Origin of the sequence: Cohnella sp. OV330, from assembly GCF_900112065.1 — a bacterium.
Taxonomy (GTDB): domain Bacteria; phylum Bacillota; class Bacilli; order Paenibacillales; family Paenibacillaceae; genus Cohnella.
Genome location: NZ_FOKE01000001.1, coordinates 731,563 through 754,542, shown reverse-complemented (window position 1 = coordinate 754,542; position 22,980 = coordinate 731,563). Strand labels below are relative to the sequence as shown.

Sequence of the window (22,980 nt, the reverse complement as noted above, 5' to 3'; positions counted from 1 at the left end):
TATAGTACGCTTTTTCTTACTTTGATTACTGGAGAACGTCCATGAATAGATTAAGGTTTAGGCGGGGCAGAGGAATTCATCTCTCCGTGATCTTCACCGCCGTCGTCGTACTGTCCGTCACGTTGACGGCCGCGCTGAACACGATCGTGGGCTTCGAGGCGCAAAAAGATTCGCTGTCCAAGAATACGCTCGATCTGAACCAGATCACGGCCAATGAACTGAGCGTCGCCGTCGATACGATTTTCGGCTCCATGACGCAGTCTCTCGATTCGGCGAGCGCCCACTTCGCGATCTCGGAGAATAGGGGGAAGCAGGCGAGCGACTGGCTGGATTTCGTTAGGGGCAGCATGTCTTTCTTTAACTCGCTGGCGCTCGTGAACGAGAACGGCAAGATCACCGCAGCGTCGCCGGATAACGGAAACCTCGTCGGGCAGGTGCTGAAGTCGTCCGCCGCCAAACAGGCGCTGACCGAACGCAAGCCGCTCGTGTCCGAGCCTTACGTGGCCGTCACCAATCGGCTGATCGTGCTCGTCAGCCAACCGATTTTCGACGGAGACGGGACGTATCGCGGATTCATCAGCGGCACGATCTACCTCCACGACAATAATGTATTGGATAAGATTCTGGGCAAGCAAGCGTCGAATCTCAACGGATCCTACTACTACGTCGTCGACAAAATGGGTAACATCATCTACCATCCGGACAAGAGCCGGATCGGGGACAACGTCGCGGAGAACCCGGCGGTCGCGGAGATCATGGCAGGCAAGGGTGGTCATATGAAAACCGTGAACACCAAGGGCATTCCCATGCTCGCGGGGTATGCCATCGTGCCGTCGGTGCAGTGGGGCATCGTCTCCCAGACGCCCGTTTCCACCGTGACCGACAGCGTCAGAGGCATCGTGGCCCGCATGGCGCTGGTCTCCATGCCCTTTATTCTTCTGCTAGCGCTGCTCGTCATCGGCGTGTCTCACCGGCTTGCCTATCCGCTCCGCCGGCTCGCGGTATACGCATCCCTTCTTAACAAGGGAGAAACGCACAAAGTTCCCGCGCTTCGGCTGCGGAACCATCTGATTTATGAAGCCAACGAGTTGAACCGGGCGGTGATCGACGCCTTCCGCGTGATGGGCGACCGTACCGAAGCCCTCTCCCTCGAAGCGCATACGGACGCGCTCACCGGATTGCACAACAGGCGGTTTTTCGATTCGCTGCTCGCGTCTTGGGACCGACAGCAGATGCCGTATGCAGTCATCCTTATGGATCTGGACCGCTTCAAGTCCGTCAACGATACGTTCGGTCACCTTAAAGGAGACGAGGTACTGCGTTTCCTGGCGGCGCGGCTGAACGCGGAGAAGCGGGACGGCGATTATGCGTGCCGGTACGGCGGCGAAGAGTTCGTCCTACTGCTTCCGTTCGGTGATAAGGATCTTGCCTATCAGCTTGCCGAAAGCGTTCGCATCGGTCTGATGAAGGCGGACTCGCCGATCGGCAGGCCCGTCACGCTGTCGCTTGGCATCGCCGACTATCCGCAGGACGGCGCGAGCTCGGCCGAGGTCGTGCACTGCGCGGACTTGGCGCTCTATCGGGCCAAGGAGGAAGGCCGGAACCGGACGGTGACGTACAGAGGAGAGACTGCGGACGTATAAACATTTATTTTGATTTAACGGAATAATGAGGGCTTTAGGACTGCCGTTCTAATGACGGGAGTCCTATTTTTTCTGCATAATTCTCGTTTTTCTCTTGTAATCTTCCATATTTTTTAGTGTTTTTTAAGCGGATTTTAATATAATGGCGCATATCAACGGGGCTCAAGGAGGGGCGGAAGCGCAGTTCGCAAGCGATCAGGGCAACAAACAGATGCGTTAGAAAGAGGGAGACTATCTTAATGAGTATCTTCACGGCAATCGGCAGCCGGCGCAAGATTGCGGCCGTGCTCGCGTTTTTGCTTATGTTCCAAATGATGCTGTCGGGATTCGCTTCTATAGGGAGTACGGCCCATGCGGCGGACAAGCCGTCGAAGTATATTACGTTTTTGTATAACGACTTTAAAGAGGAAGCCAACCGGCTGTCGTTTAACGGCGCTTCCACCTTTATGCCCGATGGCAGCTTAAGGCTGACGCCGGCTCAAGGCAACCAATTCGGTACCGTGTTCAACTGGGACAAAGTTTCGCTGCGCGATAACAGCGGCTTTAGTACTTATTTCACGTTTAACATGAACGGCGCAGGCGCTTCGTCCGGCGTGCCGCTAGGCGCCGACGGACTCGTATTCGCCGTTCAGACCAAGTCGAACAGCGCGGGCAGTCTCGGCGGGGGGATGGGCTTCGAGAACATCCCGAACAGCGTCGGCGTCGAGTTCGATACGTTCCACAACGGAACTCCCCAATGGGGCAACAACGGAGATCCGAGTGATAACCATGTCGCGGTCGATTTGAACGGCGACGTGTCCCACGACGGCAAGGGCGTATATGCGGAGCCCACCAGCAACGGCGGCATCGACTTCAATTCAGGAAAAGATGTGTACGTCTGGATCGACTACAAGACGGCGGACGAGACGCTGTCCGTTTACTACAACGATACCAGCACAAGACCGCAACAGCCCAAGCTTACGTATACGGGGCTCGTTCTTCAGAATGAAATTAAATCTGAGGACGTATACGTCGGCTTCACCGCCGCGACGGGCAGCGCCTGGCAAAATCATGTGATTAAACAGTGGTACTTCACGAACAAATACGACCCAATCGACCTGAACAGCGCCACCTACGTGGAAGCGCCGAGCATCATGTCGGTCAACGCCGCGGTTTATAATCCGCCGACCGCAGATAACACGGAAAACAGTGTACAAAATGCCGTGTACTACAAAGCGGATCTGAATCTGAAAGATTCCAAGAAAAATCCCGGCAAAAATATCGAATTGTTTGTGGAAAAACCCGATAACGTGACGTTCCTCGATCCCGACAACGAGTTTGCGCCGCTCTCTTCGGCGCCAAACTTGAAAACGGACGAGAACGGCAATGCTACTTATTACTACACCGCGATCGATGCGACGAAGCCGATACCGAGCTTCCGGATCTCGACGGAATACGGCGCTTACTACGACGTCAAAGTGACGACGCCGCCGCAAGTCGAGACGGGGACGCCAACGCCGCTGTATAATGCGGAAAATGCGAACGAGCAGCGAGCGATCATTCCGGTGAACATGATCAATACCGGAGGCGCGAGCTCGACATGGGGCGTCAAATATAGAGAGAAAACGGATGCCGGCAATGGAGCTTGGCTAACCGCAGAAGGTAAGGTCCCTACGGTGGTGAATTCCTCCGGCAATTATAGCCTTACGCTGGAGCACCTGAAGGAAGACACTTATTACGAGGTTAAGGCCGTTGCATCGAATAACAAGGGACCGGCGGAGGGAGACCCGGTACAGTTCGCCGTGCAAATGCCGATGCCGCAGGACGGCGTCAAGTATTCGCGCGTCGGTCCGTCCAAGGTTTACTACGAGGACGCTGAATCCGTTCAGGTCGTCGGCGAAAATCTGTACTGGCTGAAAAAGCGCCTGCCGTACACGGACCTTAAAGTGACGATCATCAAAGGCAACGATTCATACGTCATTCCACGATCCGATATCGAAACGGTCGGAACCTCGGGGCTGAAGATCAAGCTGCCCAAGCCGGAGGGGAAGACGCTGCCGCTCGGCAAGTATATCGTCGAAATTAATCATGCGTTCTTCGACGACAAGACCTTTACCGACGCGATCGAGCTGACGGACGACAAGGCTTACCGTTCGATTAATTATGAAGAAGTTACCGTCGACAACCCTAAACCGCCAAGCAAGCGCACGGCGTCCGAAGTGGACGAAATCACGCTGCGCGGCCCCTTTGTCGTCAACGCATCAGAGCCTGGCGTATATCGCCTTCGGGATACCAATGCGGTCGTGACGATCAACGACAATCTGCTGTTCAAGGGAACCGAGCTCGTGATCGACAACCACAATAAAGATGCACCACCGACGATTTCGGGCAAGGGCCGTTTGTATGTTAACGGTAAAAACACGATTCCGATCTTGTCAACCTATACGATTCTCGAGGGCGACTTCGAGTTCGATCCGGAGAATTTTTCTTTCCCAGTATCCAAGGCATTTGATTATACCGGAATGAACATGCCGGTCAGTATTAATTCGTTCACCTTCATCAAAGGCGGTATCCGCATCACCGGCAACGCCGATCTCGGCTTCAAGATCGGCAGCACCAAGATCGGCGCAAATGCCAACGTCACGGCGCTGGATTTCATGAAAAACCGCTTCGATCTGGCGGCTAACCTCAAAGCTAGCGCCGACTTCAAGAGCGGCCCGCTCGAAGCGGCCGAGCTGCGCTTCAGCATCGACACCCGCACGCCTGAGTTCGGCGTCGGCGCGTCGGCCGAGCTGAAGAAGGCGAAGGTCGGCTTCGACATCGACCTGCTGCTCAAGGACAAGAAGCTCGACTCCATCAGCTTCGCCGTCAAGAAGGAGATCAAGATCGGCTCCACCGGCGCGCAGATCACGAAGCTCGGCGGCGGCGTCTCCAACATGTCCGCGCTGGCTGACGCTCCGCTGACGTTCTCGGTGTTGGGCGGCTTGTCCGACTACCTGACGCCGAAGATCGGCGGCAACTATATGGTCAACGGCAACGACCTGCGCGTCGACCTGTCGGCCAACCACTTCGGCGCATCCGGCAAGCTCGCGATCTACTCGATCAACGTAGCGGGCGTCGATATGTTCATCGTGTTCAATCCGACCGGCTATCGCGGCTACGACCGCGCGGGCTTCGATATGGGCGCGACGATCAACGTGCTCGACATTCTCGTCGGACAAGTGGTCGTCAAGTACTTCCAAGGCTCTTCGTTCACCGGCTACGCGAAAACGGCGGTCCAAATCCCGCGGTCGGTACCGCTGGTCGGCGGACAACGTCTCTCCAGCGCGGAAGTCGGCGTCGATTCTTCGCGGTTCAGAGCCGCGCTGTCGGTCATCGGCATCGGCTTCGTCGTGAAGTATCCGTTCGCGACGCGCAGCTTCGACTGGGATGTCGACATGGCTTCCACGCTCAAAAATATCGGAAGCGCAGTCGTCAACACCGGCAAGGCGGTCGTCAATAAAATCAAGAGCTGGTTCTGGTATGTCGACCCGAACGGCGTATTCGAATCGACGGCAGCCGACTTTGGCGACGTGCCGGGCGTCCTCGGCGAGAAGCTGTTCAGCCAAAGCGGCATTCGCGCCTCGCTCTTGGGGACTTACGTCAAGGGCCGGATCGCGACCGAAGTCACGGAGACGAATCCGACCGTGTCGAAGACGGCGGACGGCAAGTTCTCGCACGCTTTTGTCGCAGGCGAATCTTACGAGGCGCTTATCGCCGTCAAGGGCGATACGGACGGACTCAAGCTGATCTCGCCGTACGGCTCCGAGTACGAGCTCCGCTTCGAGAAGAAGGACGACAAGGCGCCGAATGCCTATTACGACGCGGAAAAAGGCGTTCTCGTCATTGAAGCGGCCTTGACGCCAGGGGCTTGGAAGATCGTCGCAGGCTCCAGCCTGGGCGTCACGGTACACAAGGTTCTGTATACAGGGGACAGCGATAGCTCGATCGGCGACATCGCCGCCGAACTGAACGGCGCGACCGCTAAGAACTTGGTCCCGCTGGACATCGTCCGTCAAGGCAAGTATCTCGTCGAGATCGTCGGCGGCGCTGCCGATGCCGCGTTGATCAAGGCGGACGGAAGAGCCTATGCGACCGAAGCGAACGCGGCGGACGCGGCATGGAACGTCAAGCGCGACGATGTCGACGGTACGACGTGGATGCTCGTCGAGGCGCCTGGCGCCGAGCGCTGGTATGTCGATGCTGGCGCGGACGCCAAGGTTAATCTGTACCGCATGCGTACGGATGCGACGATGAGCGAGACGATGTCATGGCGCGGAGGCTCCGAATTCTCGGCTGCCGCGAATTTCAAAGGTCTCGAAGGCTTCCAGGCGACGCTCGATATTTATGGCGGCAACGAGGACACCAAGCTCTATCGTCCTGACGGCACGCTGTATCCGCTAGACTTCGACAAGAATTCGACCGGTTGGAACGCAATCTACGATCAGCAGCACGGCGTAGTCACCGCGTTGGTCGATGTGGACAAGGACGGCATCTGGATCGTGAAGTCCGGCGATTTCACCGATCTGGACGCGATGACGCTGTCGCAAAAGTCGACGATGGCCGATCTGTACGGCCCTGACGCCATATATACGTACAACCTGTCGATGATGGAAAAGGGCAAATACCTGCTCGATATCGCAGGCGCCGATCTGAGCACGAAGATCTACGGCACGGACGGTACGGAAATCGCGCTTAACGCGACGCCGGACGCCAAGGGCCGCAACGCGATTCTCGACGATACGGGACTTAAAGTAACGGTGGACGTCAAAACGACGGGCACGCTGAGAGTCCAAACGAAGGGTTATGCGACGATTCAGCAGTACGCGCTGGCGCCGATTCCTCAGGTAGCCAAGCTGACGGCCTCGGCTCAAGCCGAGCGCAATGCCTACGAAGTGACCTGGCAAGTCGACAACGCCAAGCCGGACACGAAGGTCAGGCTGATCATGGCAAACGACGTCAATGAACCCGTCGGCCAAGTGCTCGCCGATAATCTTCCTGCTTCGGGCATTACCACGGTGACGCTGCCGGCGAACAATCTGCCTGGCGACTACTACCTGGCGCTCGTCGCTGACAGCGAGTCGTATGCGCCGGTGTTCAAGACGCTGGAGCAGCCGATCTCCTACAAGGCTTCGCAGATGCTGGCCAAGCCGGCGAACATCAAGGCTGAAGCGACGGGCGATGCCGGCGTGACGATCAGCTTCACGGATGCGGGATATGCGAGCACGACCGCTTATCGTATCTATCCGGCCGACGCGAACGGCAACGTGGACTACAACGGCACGTCCTACGAATTCCAGCCGGATGCTGCGCTGGGCGCGAATCAGCGCTTCTTGCTGGCGGGACTCGCGACGGAGCAAGCGTACAAGCTGCGCGTGATGATCGTGCGCGCAAGCTACGAGTCCGACGGCGAGACGCTGGCGTCGCTGCTCGTCAGCGAGCTGTCCGACGCGGCCGAAGTATTCCTGCCGAGGCCGAATCCGGCCAAGCTGGACGTATCGTACGAAGCGGGCGACGGCGCGCCGTCGGAGCAGAAGTACTATCCGTACGACGTGAAAGCCGAGGATCTGGAAGGCCTGAGCGACGCAGAGAAGCAGGCACAGCAGCATACGCTTGTCGTGACGGATTCCGATCATGTCGTCGTTCATGCCGATAGCGATCAGGCTGCAACGTACAAGCTGTACAAGGATGACGTAGAAGTAGCGCCGACTAGCGGCGATCCGGCCGCATTCGATCTGGGCACCTTGAAAGAGGGACAATACCGGATCGAGATCCAGGCGACGAACGCAGGCGGCGATACGAGCCACGGCTTTAGCCAGCTGATCGTGGACCAAACGGCGCCGTACCTGTACCTGAAGACGCCGACGAACGGCGCGATCGTAAACGGCAGCCGCGCCCGGCTCGAAGGCGCGACCGAAGCCGGCACCGTGCTGACGGTCAACGACACCGTCGTGCCGGTCGACGCGATCGGACACTTCGTTTACTACGCGTCGTTCCCTGAAGACGGCGTGCTGCCGCTCGAGCTCATAGCGACCGACGCCGCGGGCAACAAGACGGTGAACAAGCTTGAAGTGCTCGCCAGCGGCACGGCCGCAACGGATGAGACCAAAGCGGACCTGGCGGCGTTCGGAACCGGGGAGGGCGTGCTGGACGCACCTTTCATCGCGAGCCTGACGACGTATAAGACTTCGATCGACGTGCGCGAAAAGCAAACGCGCGTATGGGCGGTACCGGTCGACCAAGAAGCGGAAGTCACGATCGGCGGCAAGCCGGTCGACGATCAATTCTCCGCCGTCGTCGACATCTCGAACGGCAGCGCCGTTCAGGCAGTCGTCAAATCGGGAGGGACTACCCAGACGTACAGCCTGAACGTGACGACCGAATCGGGCCTTGCGGGGCTCAAGTCGCTCGAGGTATCCGGTCTGGATGCCGGAGGCGCGACTGCTGCCGAAGCCGTCGAGCTTAGCAAGGACTATGGAGCTCCGTATGAGGAAAACACGGTCTTCTATTCTGCGCAAGTCGACAATGCGACCGCATCCGTCCGCATCGCGCCTGAAGAGGCTTCGCCGGGTTCATTGATTCGTATTAAGACCGGCGCGGACTTGCAGGCTAAGATCGAGACGGTATCCTCCGGTCAGCCGTCCAGTCCGATCGCGCTGAACGTAGGATCCACCAAGATCACGATCGAAGTGTTGTCGCCGAACGATGCGGCTGCGGCAACGCAGGATTGGACGCGCGCCAAGAAATACAAATTGTCGATCGACCGCAAGGTCGCCTCGGACGCGAGTCTCAAGCAGCTGGCGTTGTCCGGCATTACGCTGACGCCGGGAACGTTCGACAGCGCCGCGCTCGACTACAACGCTCGCGTAAGCGCCAATACGTCTTCGGCCCAGTTGAGCTTCGCAGCTGCGGACGCAGCTTCCGTCGTGTGGATCAACGGCACGGCGAAGGGTTCCGCAGGAACCGAGACGCTGACGCTCGCGACGGGAACCAACCGTTTTGTCATTGAAGTTCATGCGGCAGGCGGCACGGTCCAGACGTATTCGCTCGTTATTTATCGCGATACGGCATTCAACGCCTCGCTGCTGCTCGGCGAGCTGTCCGTGAAGGACATGGAGCTGACGACCGAGTTCGAGCCGCTGACGAGGAACTACAAGATCAAGGACAGCACCTACAACGCATCGATCACGGTCATTGCCAAGCCGCAAACGCCGGGCGCGACCGTGAAGGTGAACGGCAAGGCAACGGACGAAAACGGTTCGGCGACGGCGACGCTTGCCGCAGGCCTGAACGCGGTCCAAATCCAGGTGACCTCTCCGGATCAAAAGGAGACCAACCTGTACTCCGTCTCCATCATGCGCAACGTAGCGGCCTCGGAGCCGACCGATGAATTCGTCGTCAAGATCAACGACGACGAGAATAACAAGGTCGCGACGGGCAAGAAGACGGAGGAGAACGGTAAAAAGGTGCTTCGCGTATCGTTCGTGAAGGATGAGCTGAACAAGCTGCTGGCTTCGAGCGCGGGCAAGCCGGTCATCAAGATCAACGCAGGCACGGGGATCGATCGGGTCACGACCGGCCTGACCGCCGATCTGGTGAAGAGCATGCAGCAAAAAGAAGCCATCCTGTATATCGATACGGGCAGCTCGGTCTATACCTTGCCGGCCGCTGCGCTGGATATCGCGCAAATCGTCAATACGTTCGCGCCCGACGACCTGTCGAAGGTCGCGGTATCGATCGATATCAAGCATCCTGGCGAGGACGAGCAGGAAGCGATTCGCAAGCAAGCGTCCAAGACCGGCGCATCCGTCATCGGCTCGCCGACGGACTTCAGCGTGACGTACACGTACAACGGCAAGACGATCGCGGCCGATCGCTTCTCGCAGTACGTAGAACGCGCGATTGAACTGCCGGCTGCAGACGCAGGCAAGGTCACGACCGGCGTTCGCATCCTGGAGGACGGCAGCCTGTATCACGTGCCGACCTTCGTGAAGCGCGTCGACGAGCGCGACTTCGCGGTCATGAACAGCTTCACGAACAGCGTATATGCCTTGATCGTCAACAAGGCGAGCTTCAAGGACACGGCGGGCAGATGGTCGCAGCAAGCGATCGAGGACCTGGCTTCCCGCACGATCCTGACCGGCACCGGCAAAGACACGTTCGAGCCTGCGCGCGGCGTCACGCGCGCCGAGTTCGCGGCGATGATCGTCCGGGCGCTGGGACTGCCTGCGAAGACCGACGGCGTCTACAACGACGTGAAAGCGGCCGACTGGTACGCGCCGTTCGTCTCCGCGGCCAAGTCGTACGGCCTTATCAGCGGCTATCCGGACGGCACGTTCCGACCGAAGCAGACGATCACCCGCGCCGAAGCGGTCGCGATCATCGGCAAGGCCTGGACGCTGGCCGGCCAGACCGCCGCGGCCGACAGCGAAGCGACAGCGGCACTGTCCGGCATCTCGGACAACGCGGACATCCCGGCCTGGGTACGTCCGGCATTCGGATCGTCCTTCAAGCAGGGCCTGATCTCGGGCTACGAGGACGGAAGCGTCAAGCCGCTCCGTACGGTAACCCGGGAAGAGACCGCGGCGATGCTGCGCAACCTGTTGGTGCGGTCCGAACTGATTGAATCCAAGTAAAACGGCTTGATCCAGTAAAGAGAGAGCCGCGGCGCATCAAGCGTGCGGCGTACAGAAAAGGGACAAAAGAAACGGGATGAGGCAGCCATGCGCTGCTTCATCCCGTTTTACGTTTCGTTATTGCAACTTCCCGTCAGCTCGGACGCTCGTCGACGCCGACCGCGCTCCATGCGTCCTTCACCTTTTGCGTCACGGTCGCCTTCTGATCGGCCGTCAGGCCGGACAGGCGGCTCGCGGCCGCGATATAGCCCTCTCGCGCCTCGTAGAAATCCGCCGTCGGCGAGATCAGGCGGTCCCGCAGCAGGATGTAGGTGAGGCGTCCCAACGTATCCCGGCCGCCGATTCCAATATCCGCGTTGTCGATCTTGAGCGCGGTGAGGTAGGCGGCATGCGCCGGGATGCCGCTGTTGACGTGAACGCCGCCGTTGTCGTGCTGCGCGTCGACGGGCAAGTTGACGAAGTCGTTCATGTGCGCGGGCTGGCCGTATTTGCCGGGATCGGCGAGACTGCGGGATGCGGCTCCCGTATCTTCGCCGATCTCCCAGTCGTTCGCGTCCATGACGGCCGCCATGATGTCGGAGATGGCTTCGTTCAGCGCGCCGGCTTGTCCGCGGTACTCGAGCCCGACCGTATATTGGGTGACGCCGTGGGTCAGCTCGTGCGCGACCAGATCGTAGGCGCAGGAGGTACAGTCGACGCCTCCGTTTTTCAGGCCCGTGTCGTCCCCGTAGTACATCGCCCAGCCGGTCCAGAAGGCGTTGTTCCGCGTTTGCGCGCTGCCGTTCACGTGGACGAACGAGAGGATGTCCATGTTCTTGTCATCGATGCTGTTGCGGCCGTACTTGTTCTTGTAGAACAGATAAACCCGCTTGGCGTTGACGTGCGCGTCGACGGCGGCAGCGTCGCCGTACGTCTTGGAGCCGGACGTCACGTAGTCGTATCCTTGGGGCAGGTCCTTGCGCGTCGACGGCTTGCGAAAATCGAAGGTGCGGACGGCGGCCGGCCGCGTGGCGTCCAGCAGCTGATAAACCGTCTTTCCCGCGTCTACGCGAGACTTTACGTAGAAGGATTGCAGCATGCCGCTGCGCCCCTTGCCATAGCCGATAATCGCAGTCTGGGCCGCTTGCGCCGTCGCCGCGTTAAGACGGTCGTAGCGGTCGATCACCTCGCCCGTCGCCGCGTCGACGTAGCCGACCCAATCGCCCAAGACAGGCCGCGTGAAGCGGAGCTGCACCTCGTAAGCTAAGTAAGTGCGGCCGTTAAAAGGATAAATAAGGAGCGAGGCTTCGGGTGCAGGGACGTCGCCGTCCTCGGGCAGCGTGCCGATCGCGCCTCCCAGATCGCGCTGTAGGAGGGAGCTTAGGGCGCCGATCGCGTCGTTCGCTCCGATGGAAGGCGTCGTAGTTAGACCCGCAAGGTCGGCTTTTACGCCCGACGCATACTTTTCCTCGTATCCGTTCGCCCCCGCCTTCGCTTCGAGACGCGCGTAGCTTCCATAAATCGGGATGCCGCGATATTGCGCCTGCAGTTGGAGGGACGTGCCGCCGTCCGGTTGCTCGGATCGGCCGACGGGACGATAACCGGCATAAGCAGCGGGCAAAGGCGCGTCTTGCGAAAGGACGGCCTGTCCGTCAAGCGGCTCGGCGGAGACGGCTTGTCCGGCAGCGGAGGGAAAGACAATCGCGGTCAGCGCGATCAGCGGCGGGAACATGCGGGCGAAAAGGGGCGTTCGGGATTTGCTGCGGCGTTGAAGCATGGTGGGGATCCTCCTGATGTAGGCTTCCATGGCACGACGGCCACGCCAATTGTTCTATTGCTTTAAATATACATCATATTAAGGATATGGGGCATCAAATAAATGCGAGGCATCCTGGCCGCCGGCCGAAGCAGCGCCGACGGCAAAGCCCCGCCACCGATGCGTCGGCGCTGCGGGGCTTTTTGGGCGTCCGTCGTTATCGCGTTAGTATGGCGGCCACTTCAGCTTGCGCGCCTCCTCGAACCGGGCGGCGGCGTATGGCCAGTTCACGACGTTCCACCAGTCCTTGACGTAGTCGGCCCGCTTGTTCTGGTGCTTGAGATAGTAGGCATGCTCCCAGACGTCGATCGGTAGGATCGGTACGTTGTCCCATTGCGACAAATTCTGGTGCTTCTCGGCGGTCAGAATCTCCAGGCGGTGGGCTCGCGGGCTCCAGACGAGAATCGCCCAGCCGCCGCCCTCGACCTTGCCCGCGGCTTCGGTGAACTGCCGCTTGAAGGCGTCGACGCTGCCGAAGTCCTTCGCGATCTGGTCCGCGAGAGGGCCTGTCGGGTTGCCTCCCCCGCCCGGCTTCATCGTATCCCAGAACAGCGTGTGTAAGTAATGGCCCGCGCCGTTGAACGCCAGCTCGCGCTCCCAGTGCTTGACGAGCTCGAAGTCGTTTTTGCGCCTGGCCTCCGCCAGCTTGAGTTCAGCCTTGTTCAGATCGTCGACGTACGTCTGATGGTGCTTGTCGTGGTGGATGCGCATCGTCGTCTCGTCGATGTAGGGCTCCAGCGCATTGTAGGCGTAAGGCAGCGGCGGCAGCTTGTGGCCGCCGATCGGCACGGGCGCCGCGTTAGCGCTCGCTGCGGCGGATACAGGCGCGGCAGCCCCGCCGCCAGGCGGATTGCCCGCGCCCGACGACGCCTTTTTGTTCCCCGGCGCCCGAGCGGCGTCCGCGGGCTCCGGCCCGTCGTAGTCGCCGCTCTCCGTAGTGTCGGATTGTTCGGCGGGGAGCCGAATGTCTTGACCGAACCGACGTACGGCTTCGCTGCCGCTCCCCATGAGCAGCAGATGCTTGCCGAATTCGCGGGTTTGGAGCATCGACTCGGCGATCAGGCTCCGGAGCCGCGCCTCTCTGGCCGGCGCTTCGACGTAGACGCCTTGCGCGTCGTCCGCCGCCTGTTCTTGCGCGGCGAACTGCGCGGCTGCGATCGTCCTGCCGAATGCGGCTTCCCACTGGCGCAGCAGCTCGGCGTAAGGCGGCTCCAGATCGGGTACCGCTTCAAGCAGCGATTCCGCGTGCCGGTATTCGTGCCATTTACTGTCGATCAACTGCGCGAGCACCTTGCGTGGCAGCATAGGACCAGCCTCCCTTCGTCCCTGATGATGGCTTCGTTCCCATCGTATGCGAGGGTGGAGCTGTCCCATGCCGGGTATGATTAGGCGGACTCGAGCATGCCCATGTTGGAGGCGCGGCTAGCCGCGGAGTCCGTGTCGACGGTCTGCAAGAAGGCGGTCGCGCGCGCGACGTACTCCTCCGGATGCGTGCGGAATACCATCTCGTGAATCGCGTCCTTGACGAGCCAGAGCGACGAGTCCGCATTGGTCTGCGCCTTGGCGATCCGTTCGGAGATCTCGTACGGGGCTTTGTCGTCCCGCGTGCCGTGGATGAGCAGCAAGGGGAAGCTATAGGCCGTGGACTGAATCTCGTCGGAGGGAATCTGATCGAGCCGGATGCCCGCCCAGAGCGGCGTGAAGAGAGAGAGCAGGTCCATCGTCAGGCGGGAAGGCAAGGCGCCGTAACGTTTCAAATTGTAGGCGATCGTGTCTCCGTTCGTCACGAAGGTACTGTCGAGGATCATGCCGTCGATCAATGACGTATGCAAGGCGGCTTGAAGCGCGGTGCCCGCACCCATGGAGAAGCCCCAGACGATCAGCTCGTTCGAGCCCTGCGCGCGCGCATATTCCAAAGCGCCGATGAGCTGCTTCGATTCACCTATGCCGAAGGTCGCGGCCGACCTGGCGTTAGGGTCCGCGTAGCCGTAGTCGAACATCAGCACATTATAGTTCTGTTTATGCAGCATGTCGGCGATATCGTACATAGGGACCCAGTACTCTTCCCGGTTGGCGCCGAAGCCGTGACTAAGTACGACCGTACGGGCGCTGGCGGCCGAGGCGGGAATCCACCAGCCGTCGGTCACGCGGCCGCCGTCTGCGGCGGGGAAGGAGATGTCGCCGTACGGCAGCCCTTTGGCGGACATCGGGTTCGCGTTAAGCGCGGCGACGGGCGGATGGGTGAAGACCCAGCTCATATAGCCGTAAAGTCCGAAGACGATCAGCACGGCGGCGATTGCGAGCGAGGCGGTACCGATCCCGAAAATACGGGCGAGACGACGGGCGGCGGTGAGACGCGGGGAATCTTCTTCGAGGTGAAGCGATCCGGCGTGAAGAGGCATAGGCGTCAGGACAGTGGTGCTCATGGGATCGCCTCCTATCAATCTAGCGCTTTAACCTAGCATTGAAAGCGCATTATTATCTGATAATTTAAATTTAGGGCTTACGGCCTAAAGCGTCAACGGACATTGTCGTTTTGTTAGGTACATGTAATCGAACTGTAATACTAGCTTTGGAGATTTACGTTGGGGCGGTAGTGAGTTATACTCAGTGTAACTAGGTTTCATGTAGTGAAACGGAGGTGAACCCGTTGGAAGAGGAAAAGAAAACCGTGCGTGCCGTCGAACGTGCCCTCGACATCCTGCTCGTATTCACGACAGGGAGCGAATGGAGCCTGACGGAGCTGGCGGCAAAGTGCGAGCTGCATAAGAGCACCGTTCATCGGCTGCTCGCGACGCTCGAGGAGAAGGGCTTCGTCATCCGGGACGACGCGACGGACAAATATAGGCTCGGGCTTCGCGTATTGGAGCTGTCGGCTCACTTCGCGCGGTCGGACGATCCGACGGTCGTGCTCATCGGCGAGATGGAAAAGCTGCGGGATCAGATGGGGGAGACGGTCAGCCTGTATATTCGCGACCGTCTCGAACGCGTGCGGATCCAGGCGGTGCAGAGCCGGCAGGCGATCCGCCGGGTCGCGCAGGTCGGCATCCGCCTGCCGCTGTCCGTAGGCGCCTCCAGCAAGGTGCTGCTGGCGTTCGAGGATAGCAATACGCGCGAGGCGCTGCTGAGCGATCCGGCGTGGCCCGCGGGGCTGCGGAGTCCGTCCTATGCGAAGCAGCTGGACGAAGTCGTCGCGGCCGGCTACGCGACCAGCTTCGAAGAGCGGGAGCCGGGCGCTGCCGCGGTGGCGGCGCCGATCTTCAGCCGCTCGGGCAAACTGGTTGCCGCGCTCGCCGTCTCCGGCCCTTCGAACAGGCTCACGCCCGACGTCATGGAGGAGCGCGCGTCGGCGATCATCGGGGCCGCTACGCGCATGGGCGCGCTGCTCGATTAGGCGCCATACGTGATCATAGGGGACGCTATGCGCTTGGGCGAACTCGGTTGGCTAACCCACGCTCGGATTGTTCTATTTCGAGACATACACCGACGGATGGCGGACTCAGAAGACGTTATTTTGTGAAAAGGCGACCTGTCGAAGACCGTTGCGGACTGGAGAGGCATTATTTGGCGGAATCGAGTCCAAAATGGTTCTATCTACGGGTAATAGCGGATTCTATGTCCGTAGGCGAGTCAAAAACGCGATCTGAGCACGAATAGCGGATCCCCTGTCCAACGCATACAAAAGAGCCTTGCTCGCCGCATAAACGGCGAACAAGGCTCTTTTTAAACGGTTTGCTTCAGGAAGCTTTGGCGCTTGGCGCCGGACTGGCCGCGTTCTCGTCCTTTTTCGGCTCCAGGCTGTTCAGGAAGTCCAGCGCGTCCTGCAGGGACGCGACGGGCACGAGCTTCGGCTTCAGCTTCAGGTCGGCGACCGTCTGCTGCGCAAGGCTCCAATTGCCGAAGCCGTTCAGCACGGCGTTGATCGCGTCTTTCGGCGCGATTTTTTCGTTGTCCTGCCAGTGGTCGGCAGCCACGCGCGTATAAGGGACGAGGAAGTAGTCAACCTTTTCGCGGTCCGCCGCCATGAGCTTGTACTGGATGCCGCCGATGAGTCCGACGCTGCCGTCGGCCGCGATCGTCCCCGTGCCCGCGATCCGGTAGCCCTTGGTCAGATCCTTGTCCTGCAGCTGGGAGATGATCTCGAGCGTCATCATGAGGCCGGCGGAAGGGCCTCCGGTGTCCTCAAAATCGAACTTGACCTTGTCGGGCGGCGTCACCTTGAGCACGGTCTGATTGGTGAAGCCGACGCCAGGCTTGCCCGTGCCGGGCATCTCGATGAGCGGTACGTTCGCCGTAAAAGATTTCCCCCCGCGCGTGCCCGCCAGCTTGACCGTATCGCCGGCCTTTTTGGACGACAAGTACTTGCTGAGTTCCTCCGCGTTGTTCGCTTTGACGCCGTCCACCGAGGTGATGATATCCCCCTCCTGCAGTCCATGCTCCCGCGCCTTCGTTTCCTTGATGAACGAATTGACGATGATGCCCTGTTCCTTCACATCGATCTTCTTGTCCATCGCCGTGTAGGCCGCGAGCAGGGCGTTGGCCTCGGAGCTGTCTCTCATCCAGGCCATGAGGTTGCGGTAGGCGCTGAGGCTGACCGTGCCGCCCGTCGCCTTGGCCTGCGTCTGGATATCCATTTTGGGATTCAGCCAAGCATATATGATGGAGAATACGTTCGGTTTGGAGTAGGACGATACGGTCGTGAAAAGCAGCTCGCCCTTCTGATCGACCTTGTGGTCCGTCTCGACGCGAGGGTGCACGGGCTCTGCCGAACCCGGTCCGTACAGGACGTACGGCAAGGACCAGTTGCTGGCGACGATCACGACGACGATGAGCGCCGCGATGATGATCGCCGGTCTATAACGCCGGATAAAACCTTTATTCTCGGTTGTCAATGCGATCGTCACCTCCGTCCCTCATTATAGCGCATCATGATCCCGTTTCCCAAACCTGATATAGGTACGCTGCCTGACGCGACATGAAAAAGCCGTATCTCCGGGAGCGACCCCGGGATACGGCTGGTTGTGAAACGGATTATTGGTTCGCGATCATCTGGCGCAGAACGGTCTGCAGGATGCCGCTGTTGCGGTAGTAGTCGACGTCGACCATCGAATCAAGGCGAACGATCGCAGGGAAGGAGAAGGTCGTGCCGTCTTCGCGCGTCGCGGTAACGGTAACCGTCTGTCCTGGCTGCACGTCGTTCGAGAGGCCTTCGATGTCGAACTTCTCGTGGCCGCTGATGCCCAGCGTCTTCCAGCCGTTGCCCGGTTGGAACTGCAGCGGCAGTACGCCCATGCCCACGAGGTTCGAACGGTGGATACGCTCGAAGCTCTCGGCGATGACCGCCTTGACGCCCAGCAGGAACGTGCCCTTGGCCGCCCAGTCGCGCGAGGAGCCCGTGCCGTATTCCTTGCCGGCGATGACGACGAGGTTGGTCTTGTTCTTCTGGTACTTCATCGACGCGTCGTAAATCGACATAATCTCGCCCGTCGGCAGGTAAGTCGTCACGCCGCCTTCGGTGCCCGGAGCGACTTGGTTGCGGATCCGGATGTTGGCGAACGTGCCGCGCATCATGACCTCGTGGTTACCGCGGCGGGAACCGTAAGAGTTGAAGTCTTTCTTGTCGACGCCGTGCTTGATCAGATATTCGCCGGCAGGGCTGTCGACCTTAATGTTGCCCGCAGGAGAGATATGGTCCGTCGTGACCGAATCGCCGAGCAGAGCCAGTACGTTGGCGCGCTTGATGTCGCCGATGTCGCCCGGCTGATCGCCCAGGTCGGTGAAGAACGGCGGGTTCGCGATGTAGGTCGACTTGTCGTCCCACTCGTACAGCTCGCCTTCCGGTACTGGGATCTTGTTCCACTGCTCGTTTTGCGTAAAGACGTTCTCGAACTTCTTGCGGAACATCTCGGGATCGAGCGAAGCGGCGACGGCTTGCTGGATCTCTTCGTTGGTCGGCCAGATGTCCTTCAAGTAAACCGGCACGTTGTTCGGGTCGTAGCCGATCGGATCGTTGGCAAGGTCGATGTTGACCGTACCGGCCAGCGCGTATGCGATAACGAGCGGCGGCGAAGCGAGATAGTTCGCTTTGACCTGCGCGTGCACGCGGCCTTCGAAGTTCCGGTTGCCCGAGAGGACGGCAGCTACGGTCATGTCGTTGTCGGCGATCGCTTGGCTGACTTCGTCAGGCAGCGGGCCGGAGTTGCCGATACAGGTCGCGCAGCCGTAGCCGGCGACGTAGAAGCCGAGCTTCTCCAGGTAAGGAAGCACGCCGGCCTTCACCAGGTAGTCGGTGACGACGAGCGAACCCGGAGTCAGCGAGCTCTTGACGTAAGCAGGCTTCGTCAGGCCGCGCTCGACGGCTTTTTTCGCGACGAGGCCGGCGCCGATCATGACGCTCGGGTTCGACGTGTTCGTGCAGCTCGTGATTGCCGCGATGACGACGGCGCCCGTCGTGAGCGTGCTCGCCTGGCCGTTGCGGTGCTTCACAGGCGCGGTCTGCGCGATCTTCTCGTCGGAGAGGCCGTAGCCGCCCTTGTCGATCGGCGTGCGGATGATGTTGTTGAACTCTTCCTTCATCGCCGTCAGTTCGACGCGGTCTTGCGGACGCTTCGGACCGGCAAGCGAAGGCACGATGGTGGAAAGGTCGAGCTCGATGACGTCCGTGAACGTCGGATCCGGCGTGTCGTCGGTGCGGAACATGCCTTGCGCTTTGTAGTAAGCTTCGACGAGCTCGATTTGCTTCTCGTCGCGGCCGGTGAGGCGCAGGTAGTTCAGCGTCTCGTTGTCGACCGGGAAGATACCGATCGTCGCGCCGTATTCAGGCGCCATGTTGGCGACCGTAGCGCGGTCGGCCAGGCTGATGTTGGACAGACCCGGACCGAAGAACTCGACGAACTTGCCGACGACGCCCTTCTTGCGAAGGATCTGGGTGACGGTCAGCGCAAGGTCGGTCGCCGTAGCGCCTTCGGCCAGGCTGCCGGTCAGGCGGAAACCGATGACTTCAGGCATGACGAAATACAGCGGTTGGCCGAGCATGCCGGCTTCGGCTTCGATGCCGCCGACGCCCCAGCCTACGACGCCGAGGCCGTTGATCATCGTCGTGTGGGAGTCCGTGCCGACGAGCGAGTCGGGGTATACTTCAGTTACGCCGTCTTTGGTCTTGGTTGCCGCGACGGATGCCAGGTATTCAAGGTTAACCTGGTGGACGATACCGGTTGCCGGAGGAACGGCCCGGAAGTTGTCGAACGCAGTCTGCGCCCAGCGAAGGAAACGGTAGCGCTCTTCGTTGCGCTCAAATTCGAGATCCATGTTGATTTGCAGGGCATCCGCGGTGCCGAAAGCGTCGACCATGACGGAGTGGTCGATAACGAGGTCGACGGGAACGAGCGGGTTGATGCGCTTCGGATCGCCGCCGGCTTGCTTCACGGTCTCGCGCATCGCGGCGAGATCGACGACGACCGGTACGCCGGTGAAGTCTTGCAGCACGATGCGGGCAGGGATGAATGGAACTTCCTTATCTTCGCGGCCGTTCGCCCAGTTGGCGATTTGCTTCACATGCTCCAGCGTGATGGCGCGTCCGTCGAACTGGCGGATAGCGGCTTCAAGCAGGACTTTCATCGAGAAAGGCAGCTTGGACACGGGGCCCAGGCCTTGCTCTTCCAGACCTTGCAGGTTGTAGTAGCGATACGAATTGCCCGCTGCCTGCAGGTCGGCCTGTACGTTGTACGGAAGGGTGGACAAAATAATCGGCCTCCTAGATAAGATTGCACGGATTCCAAAATAAATGGCGTCGCGAGGATGAGAAGCATTCTCGTTTACGTTTCATTCTGTGAAACCCGATTTCAAAATTAAACCTTCCTCATTATTATAGCGCTATCCCGGCGCACAGTAAAGAGAGATTGTGTCTAGTTTGTTACCAATGAGGGGGAAAACGGCCGATATGGCATGAGGTTTAGCATGCCGCAAACGGTGGGGATCATCCGCGGAAGAGGCTTGAAAAGAGAAGCTGGCGACAGGGGAGAGGCGGGCTGGCAGGCCCGTGGAAGAAGAGCATGGAACCGCCGCGGCCGGCCAATATGCGCCGTCCGACGACAGCGCAAAGCGCCCACCGCAGCGGAAGGGAGAGGAGTGCTTTCCCACGGCAGTACATCTCGCTTCGCCGTAGCCTCATGGACAAAAGTGCTTTCCCTAGGCAGTTCATCGCGAGTCACCGTAGCCGCCAGGAGAGAAGTACTTTCCCACGGCAGTACATCGCGCTCCGACGTAGCCTTCTGGACAAAAATGCTTTCCCTCGGCAGTAAATCACGCTCCGCCGTAGCCTCCTGGGCAAAAGTGCTTTCCCTCGTCAGTACATCGCGCCCGTCCTCAGCCGCCAAGCAACAGTGCTTTCCCAGACAGCGCATGGGATTTACCGCGGTAGCAACGGAAGTCTTCTCCCGCGGCATCGCACAGGTCTTGCGCAAGCATGGAACCGCCGCGGCCGGCATACATTTGAACGGATGCATTCTGTGCCGTACGGGAGGGGAGTCCGGTGCCGGAATTGGACGAACGGATAAAGAAGGCGCTGGTTGAATACGTGAACGCGGTGAACGAAGCGGAATTAAACCGTTCGCCCGATGCGCTGGCGCGGATCGGCGACGAGGCGCACCGCTGGCGGTTGGAACGCCGGACGCGCGCGCTTCGGCGGCGCGACGCTTTTTCGGCGGCGCGGCCGCGGCGCGGCGAGATTCGCGCCCGCGTCTTGCGGTGGAACGCCGGGGAGAAGGAGGCCTTCGTCGATCTGCAGCTGCTGATCGCCAGAGCCTTCGGCGCCGGCGCGACCGGCTTTGCCGAAGAGCGGATCGAGCGCGAGCGGATCCGGCTCGTTCCCTTCGGCGGCGAGTGGCGATTGGACCGCGCGGAGCCGTTGGGCGACGAGCGCTCGTCCGCCGCGCTGCTGGGATCCGGCGCGGAGGGCGCGCTGGGCGCTGGCGGCGAGTGGCCGGTGGCGCCGTCCGTTCCGTTTATTCCGGCTCGGGACGGGTATGCGGCTTGGCAAGGGATCGCGAGCGGCGTTCAAGCCGCGCCGTGGGCGAATCCATACGGGGGAGCGTCTGCCCGAAGCGGGCCCTACGACCGCGAAGCGGCCGTCGCTTATGCCGAAGCTTGGTGGGATAAAGCGAATCCGGCGTACGAGCTTTTCGAGGTGAACTGCACCAACTACGTCTCGCAGTGTCTCTTTGCAGGGGGCGCGCCCATGAACTATACTGGGAAAAGAGAATCGGGCTGGTGGTATCACGGGTTGTCGAGCGGCCAGGAGCGCTGGAGCTACAGCTGGGCGGTCGCGAACAGCCTGCAGCATTTTTTGAGCCAGCCGAGGCCGGCCGGGCTTCGGGCCGTGCGCGTCGAGCGCCCCGAGCAGCTGTCTCCGGGCGACGTTATTTGCTACGATTGGGACGGCAACGGCCAATTCAGGCACAATACGATCGTGACGGCTACCAATGAGGATGGCATGCCGCTGGTCAATGCCAACACCGTGCCCAGCAGGCACCGGTACTGGGACTATCGCGATTCCTACGCCTGGACGGAGAATACCCGGTATCGTTTCTATCGTATCGAGGCGATTTTCTAATCTAAAGGGCGAATACACGAGGCAGTCGAACAAGGCGGAGGTCAAGCTGACAATGGGAACTGGACAGAAGATTCGCGTCGGGCTCGTCTATGGCGGCCGCTCGGGCGAACATGAAGTATCGCTTCAGACCGCGCTGGCGGTGCTGAAGGCATTCGATTACGACAAATACGAACTTATTCCTTATTATATAACGAAGGAAGGCAGATGGCGTTCGGGTTCGCTGCTCGAGTCGCCGCCTGCGGCCGTCGCGGAGCTGCAGTTCGAGAAGACGGGCGAAGCGGGAGAGACCGGCTCGTCGCTCATTCCCCTCATGCAGGGCATGTCGGAAACGGCGGTATCGGAAGTCGGCCGCCACGAGGGCATCGGTTCTGTGGACGTCGTGTTCCCGCTGCTGCATGGCACCTTCGGCGAGGACGGAACGATTCAAGGGTTATTCGAGATGGCGAATCTGCCCTACGTAGGGGCGGGCGTGCTTGCTTCTTCGGTCGGCATGGACAAAGCGGCGATGAAGACGATGTTCTCGGCGGCCGGCTTGCCGCAGGTCGGGTATAGAGCGTTCACGCGGTTTCACTGGAACAAGGAGCGGGAGGCGCTCCTGGACGGCATCGAGCGGGAAATCGGATATCCGAGCTTCGTCAAGCCCGCCAATCTCGGCTCCAGCGTCGGCGTATCCAAAGCGCGCAATCGAAACGAGTTAGTTGCTGCCGTTGAAGAAGCTTTGCGATACGACCGCAAGGTCATCGTGGAGGAGTTCGTCGACGCGCGGGAGATCGAGGTCGCCGTCCTCGGCAATGACGAGCCGCGGGCGTCGGTCGCCGGCGAGATCGTCAGCTCGAACGAATTCTACGATTATAAAGCGAAGTATATCGACGGCAAATCCGCCATGATCATTCCCGCGGAGATTCCCGAGGAGACGGCGCAGGCCGTTCGCGAAATGGCGGTTCGGGCCTTTCTGGCGATCGACGGGACGGGGCTGTGCCGCGCGGACTTTTTCCTGCGCAAGAGCGACGGCGCGCTGCTGATCAACGAAGTCAACACGCTGCCGGGCTTCACGCCGTTCAGCATGTATCCCCTGCTCTGGCAGGAGACGGGCGTCTCCTACCGGGAGCTCCTCGACACGTTGATCGAGCTCGCGCTCGCCCGTCATGCCGAGAAGCAACTGATCGATTACGGCGGCTGATCGCGAAGGAAGGCAGGCAGGTCATCGGAGCGAGTTAGCCGGAAAAACCGTGCAACTGCGATGACGGAGCTGCGATCGGGGCGAGTTAGCCGGAAAAA

General features: G+C 60.2%; 10 protein-coding genes. 5 read left to right on the top strand and 5 right to left on the bottom strand.

Annotated features, from left to right (window positions below; translation table 11 throughout):
- Positions 1 to 41 precede the first annotated feature (41 nt).
- Positions 42 to 1,643: a sensor domain-containing diguanylate cyclase gene (locus tag BM235_RS02840; protein WP_090109009.1), complete on the top strand. Its 1,602-nt coding sequence runs from the start codon at positions 42 to 44 to the stop codon at positions 1,641 to 1,643.
- 239 nt (positions 1,644 to 1,882) lie between these two features.
- Complete coding sequence (locus BM235_RS02835) at positions 1,883 to 10,297, top strand: cadherin-like beta sandwich domain-containing protein (protein WP_090109008.1); 8,415 nt, start codon at positions 1,883 to 1,885, stop codon at positions 10,295 to 10,297.
- A 133-nt stretch (positions 10,298 to 10,430) separates the two neighbouring features.
- Here BM235_RS02835 and BM235_RS02830 read toward each other — a convergent pair whose 3' ends face one another.
- From BM235_RS02830 to BM235_RS02820, 3 genes are all read right to left on the bottom strand, one after another.
- Complete coding sequence (locus tag BM235_RS02830; RefSeq protein WP_158543669.1) at positions 10,431 to 12,053, bottom strand: M4 family metallopeptidase; 1,623 nt, start codon at positions 12,051 to 12,053, stop codon at positions 10,431 to 10,433.
- Between the two features lie 204 nt (positions 12,054 to 12,257).
- The gene (locus BM235_RS02825) at positions 12,258 to 13,397 is read right to left on the bottom strand and encodes a superoxide dismutase (protein ID WP_090109006.1); all 1,140 of its coding nucleotides are present in this window, start codon (positions 13,395 to 13,397) and stop codon (positions 12,258 to 12,260) included.
- 80 nt (positions 13,398 to 13,477) lie between these two features.
- Positions 13,478 to 14,518, bottom strand: a complete 1,041-nt coding sequence (locus BM235_RS02820; protein WP_090109005.1) for an alpha/beta hydrolase — start codon at positions 14,516 to 14,518, stop codon at positions 13,478 to 13,480.
- Positions 14,519 to 14,742: 224 nt separating this feature from the next.
- Between BM235_RS02820 and BM235_RS02815 the strand changes: the two genes are divergently transcribed.
- Positions 14,743 to 15,486, top strand: coding sequence for an IclR family transcriptional regulator (locus tag BM235_RS02815; protein WP_090109004.1), 744 nt, complete (start codon positions 14,743 to 14,745; stop codon positions 15,484 to 15,486).
- Between the two features lie 343 nt (positions 15,487 to 15,829).
- Here BM235_RS02815 and BM235_RS02810 read toward each other — a convergent pair whose 3' ends face one another.
- Positions 15,830 to 16,996 carry a SepM family pheromone-processing serine protease gene (locus BM235_RS02810; RefSeq protein ID WP_090109003.1) on the bottom strand — a complete coding sequence of 389 codons (1,167 nt, stop codon included), beginning with the start codon at positions 16,994 to 16,996 and terminating at the stop codon, positions 15,830 to 15,832.
- A 127-nt stretch (positions 16,997 to 17,123) separates the two neighbouring features.
- Positions 17,124 to 19,838 (bottom strand): aconitate hydratase AcnA, encoded by a 2,715-nt coding sequence (acnA, locus tag BM235_RS02805; RefSeq protein WP_090109002.1) that lies wholly within the window; start codon positions 19,836 to 19,838, stop codon positions 17,124 to 17,126.
- Between the two features lie 784 nt (positions 19,839 to 20,622).
- Between acnA and BM235_RS02800 the strand changes: the two genes are divergently transcribed.
- Positions 20,623 to 21,702 (top strand): amidase domain-containing protein, encoded by a 1,080-nt coding sequence (locus BM235_RS02800; protein ID WP_255374025.1) that lies wholly within the window; start codon positions 20,623 to 20,625, stop codon positions 21,700 to 21,702.
- Between the two features lie 52 nt (positions 21,703 to 21,754).
- The gene (locus tag BM235_RS02795; RefSeq protein ID WP_090109001.1) at positions 21,755 to 22,882 is read left to right on the top strand and encodes a D-alanine--D-alanine ligase; all 1,128 of its coding nucleotides are present in this window, start codon (positions 21,755 to 21,757) and stop codon (positions 22,880 to 22,882) included.
- Positions 22,883 to 22,980 lie beyond the last annotated feature (98 nt).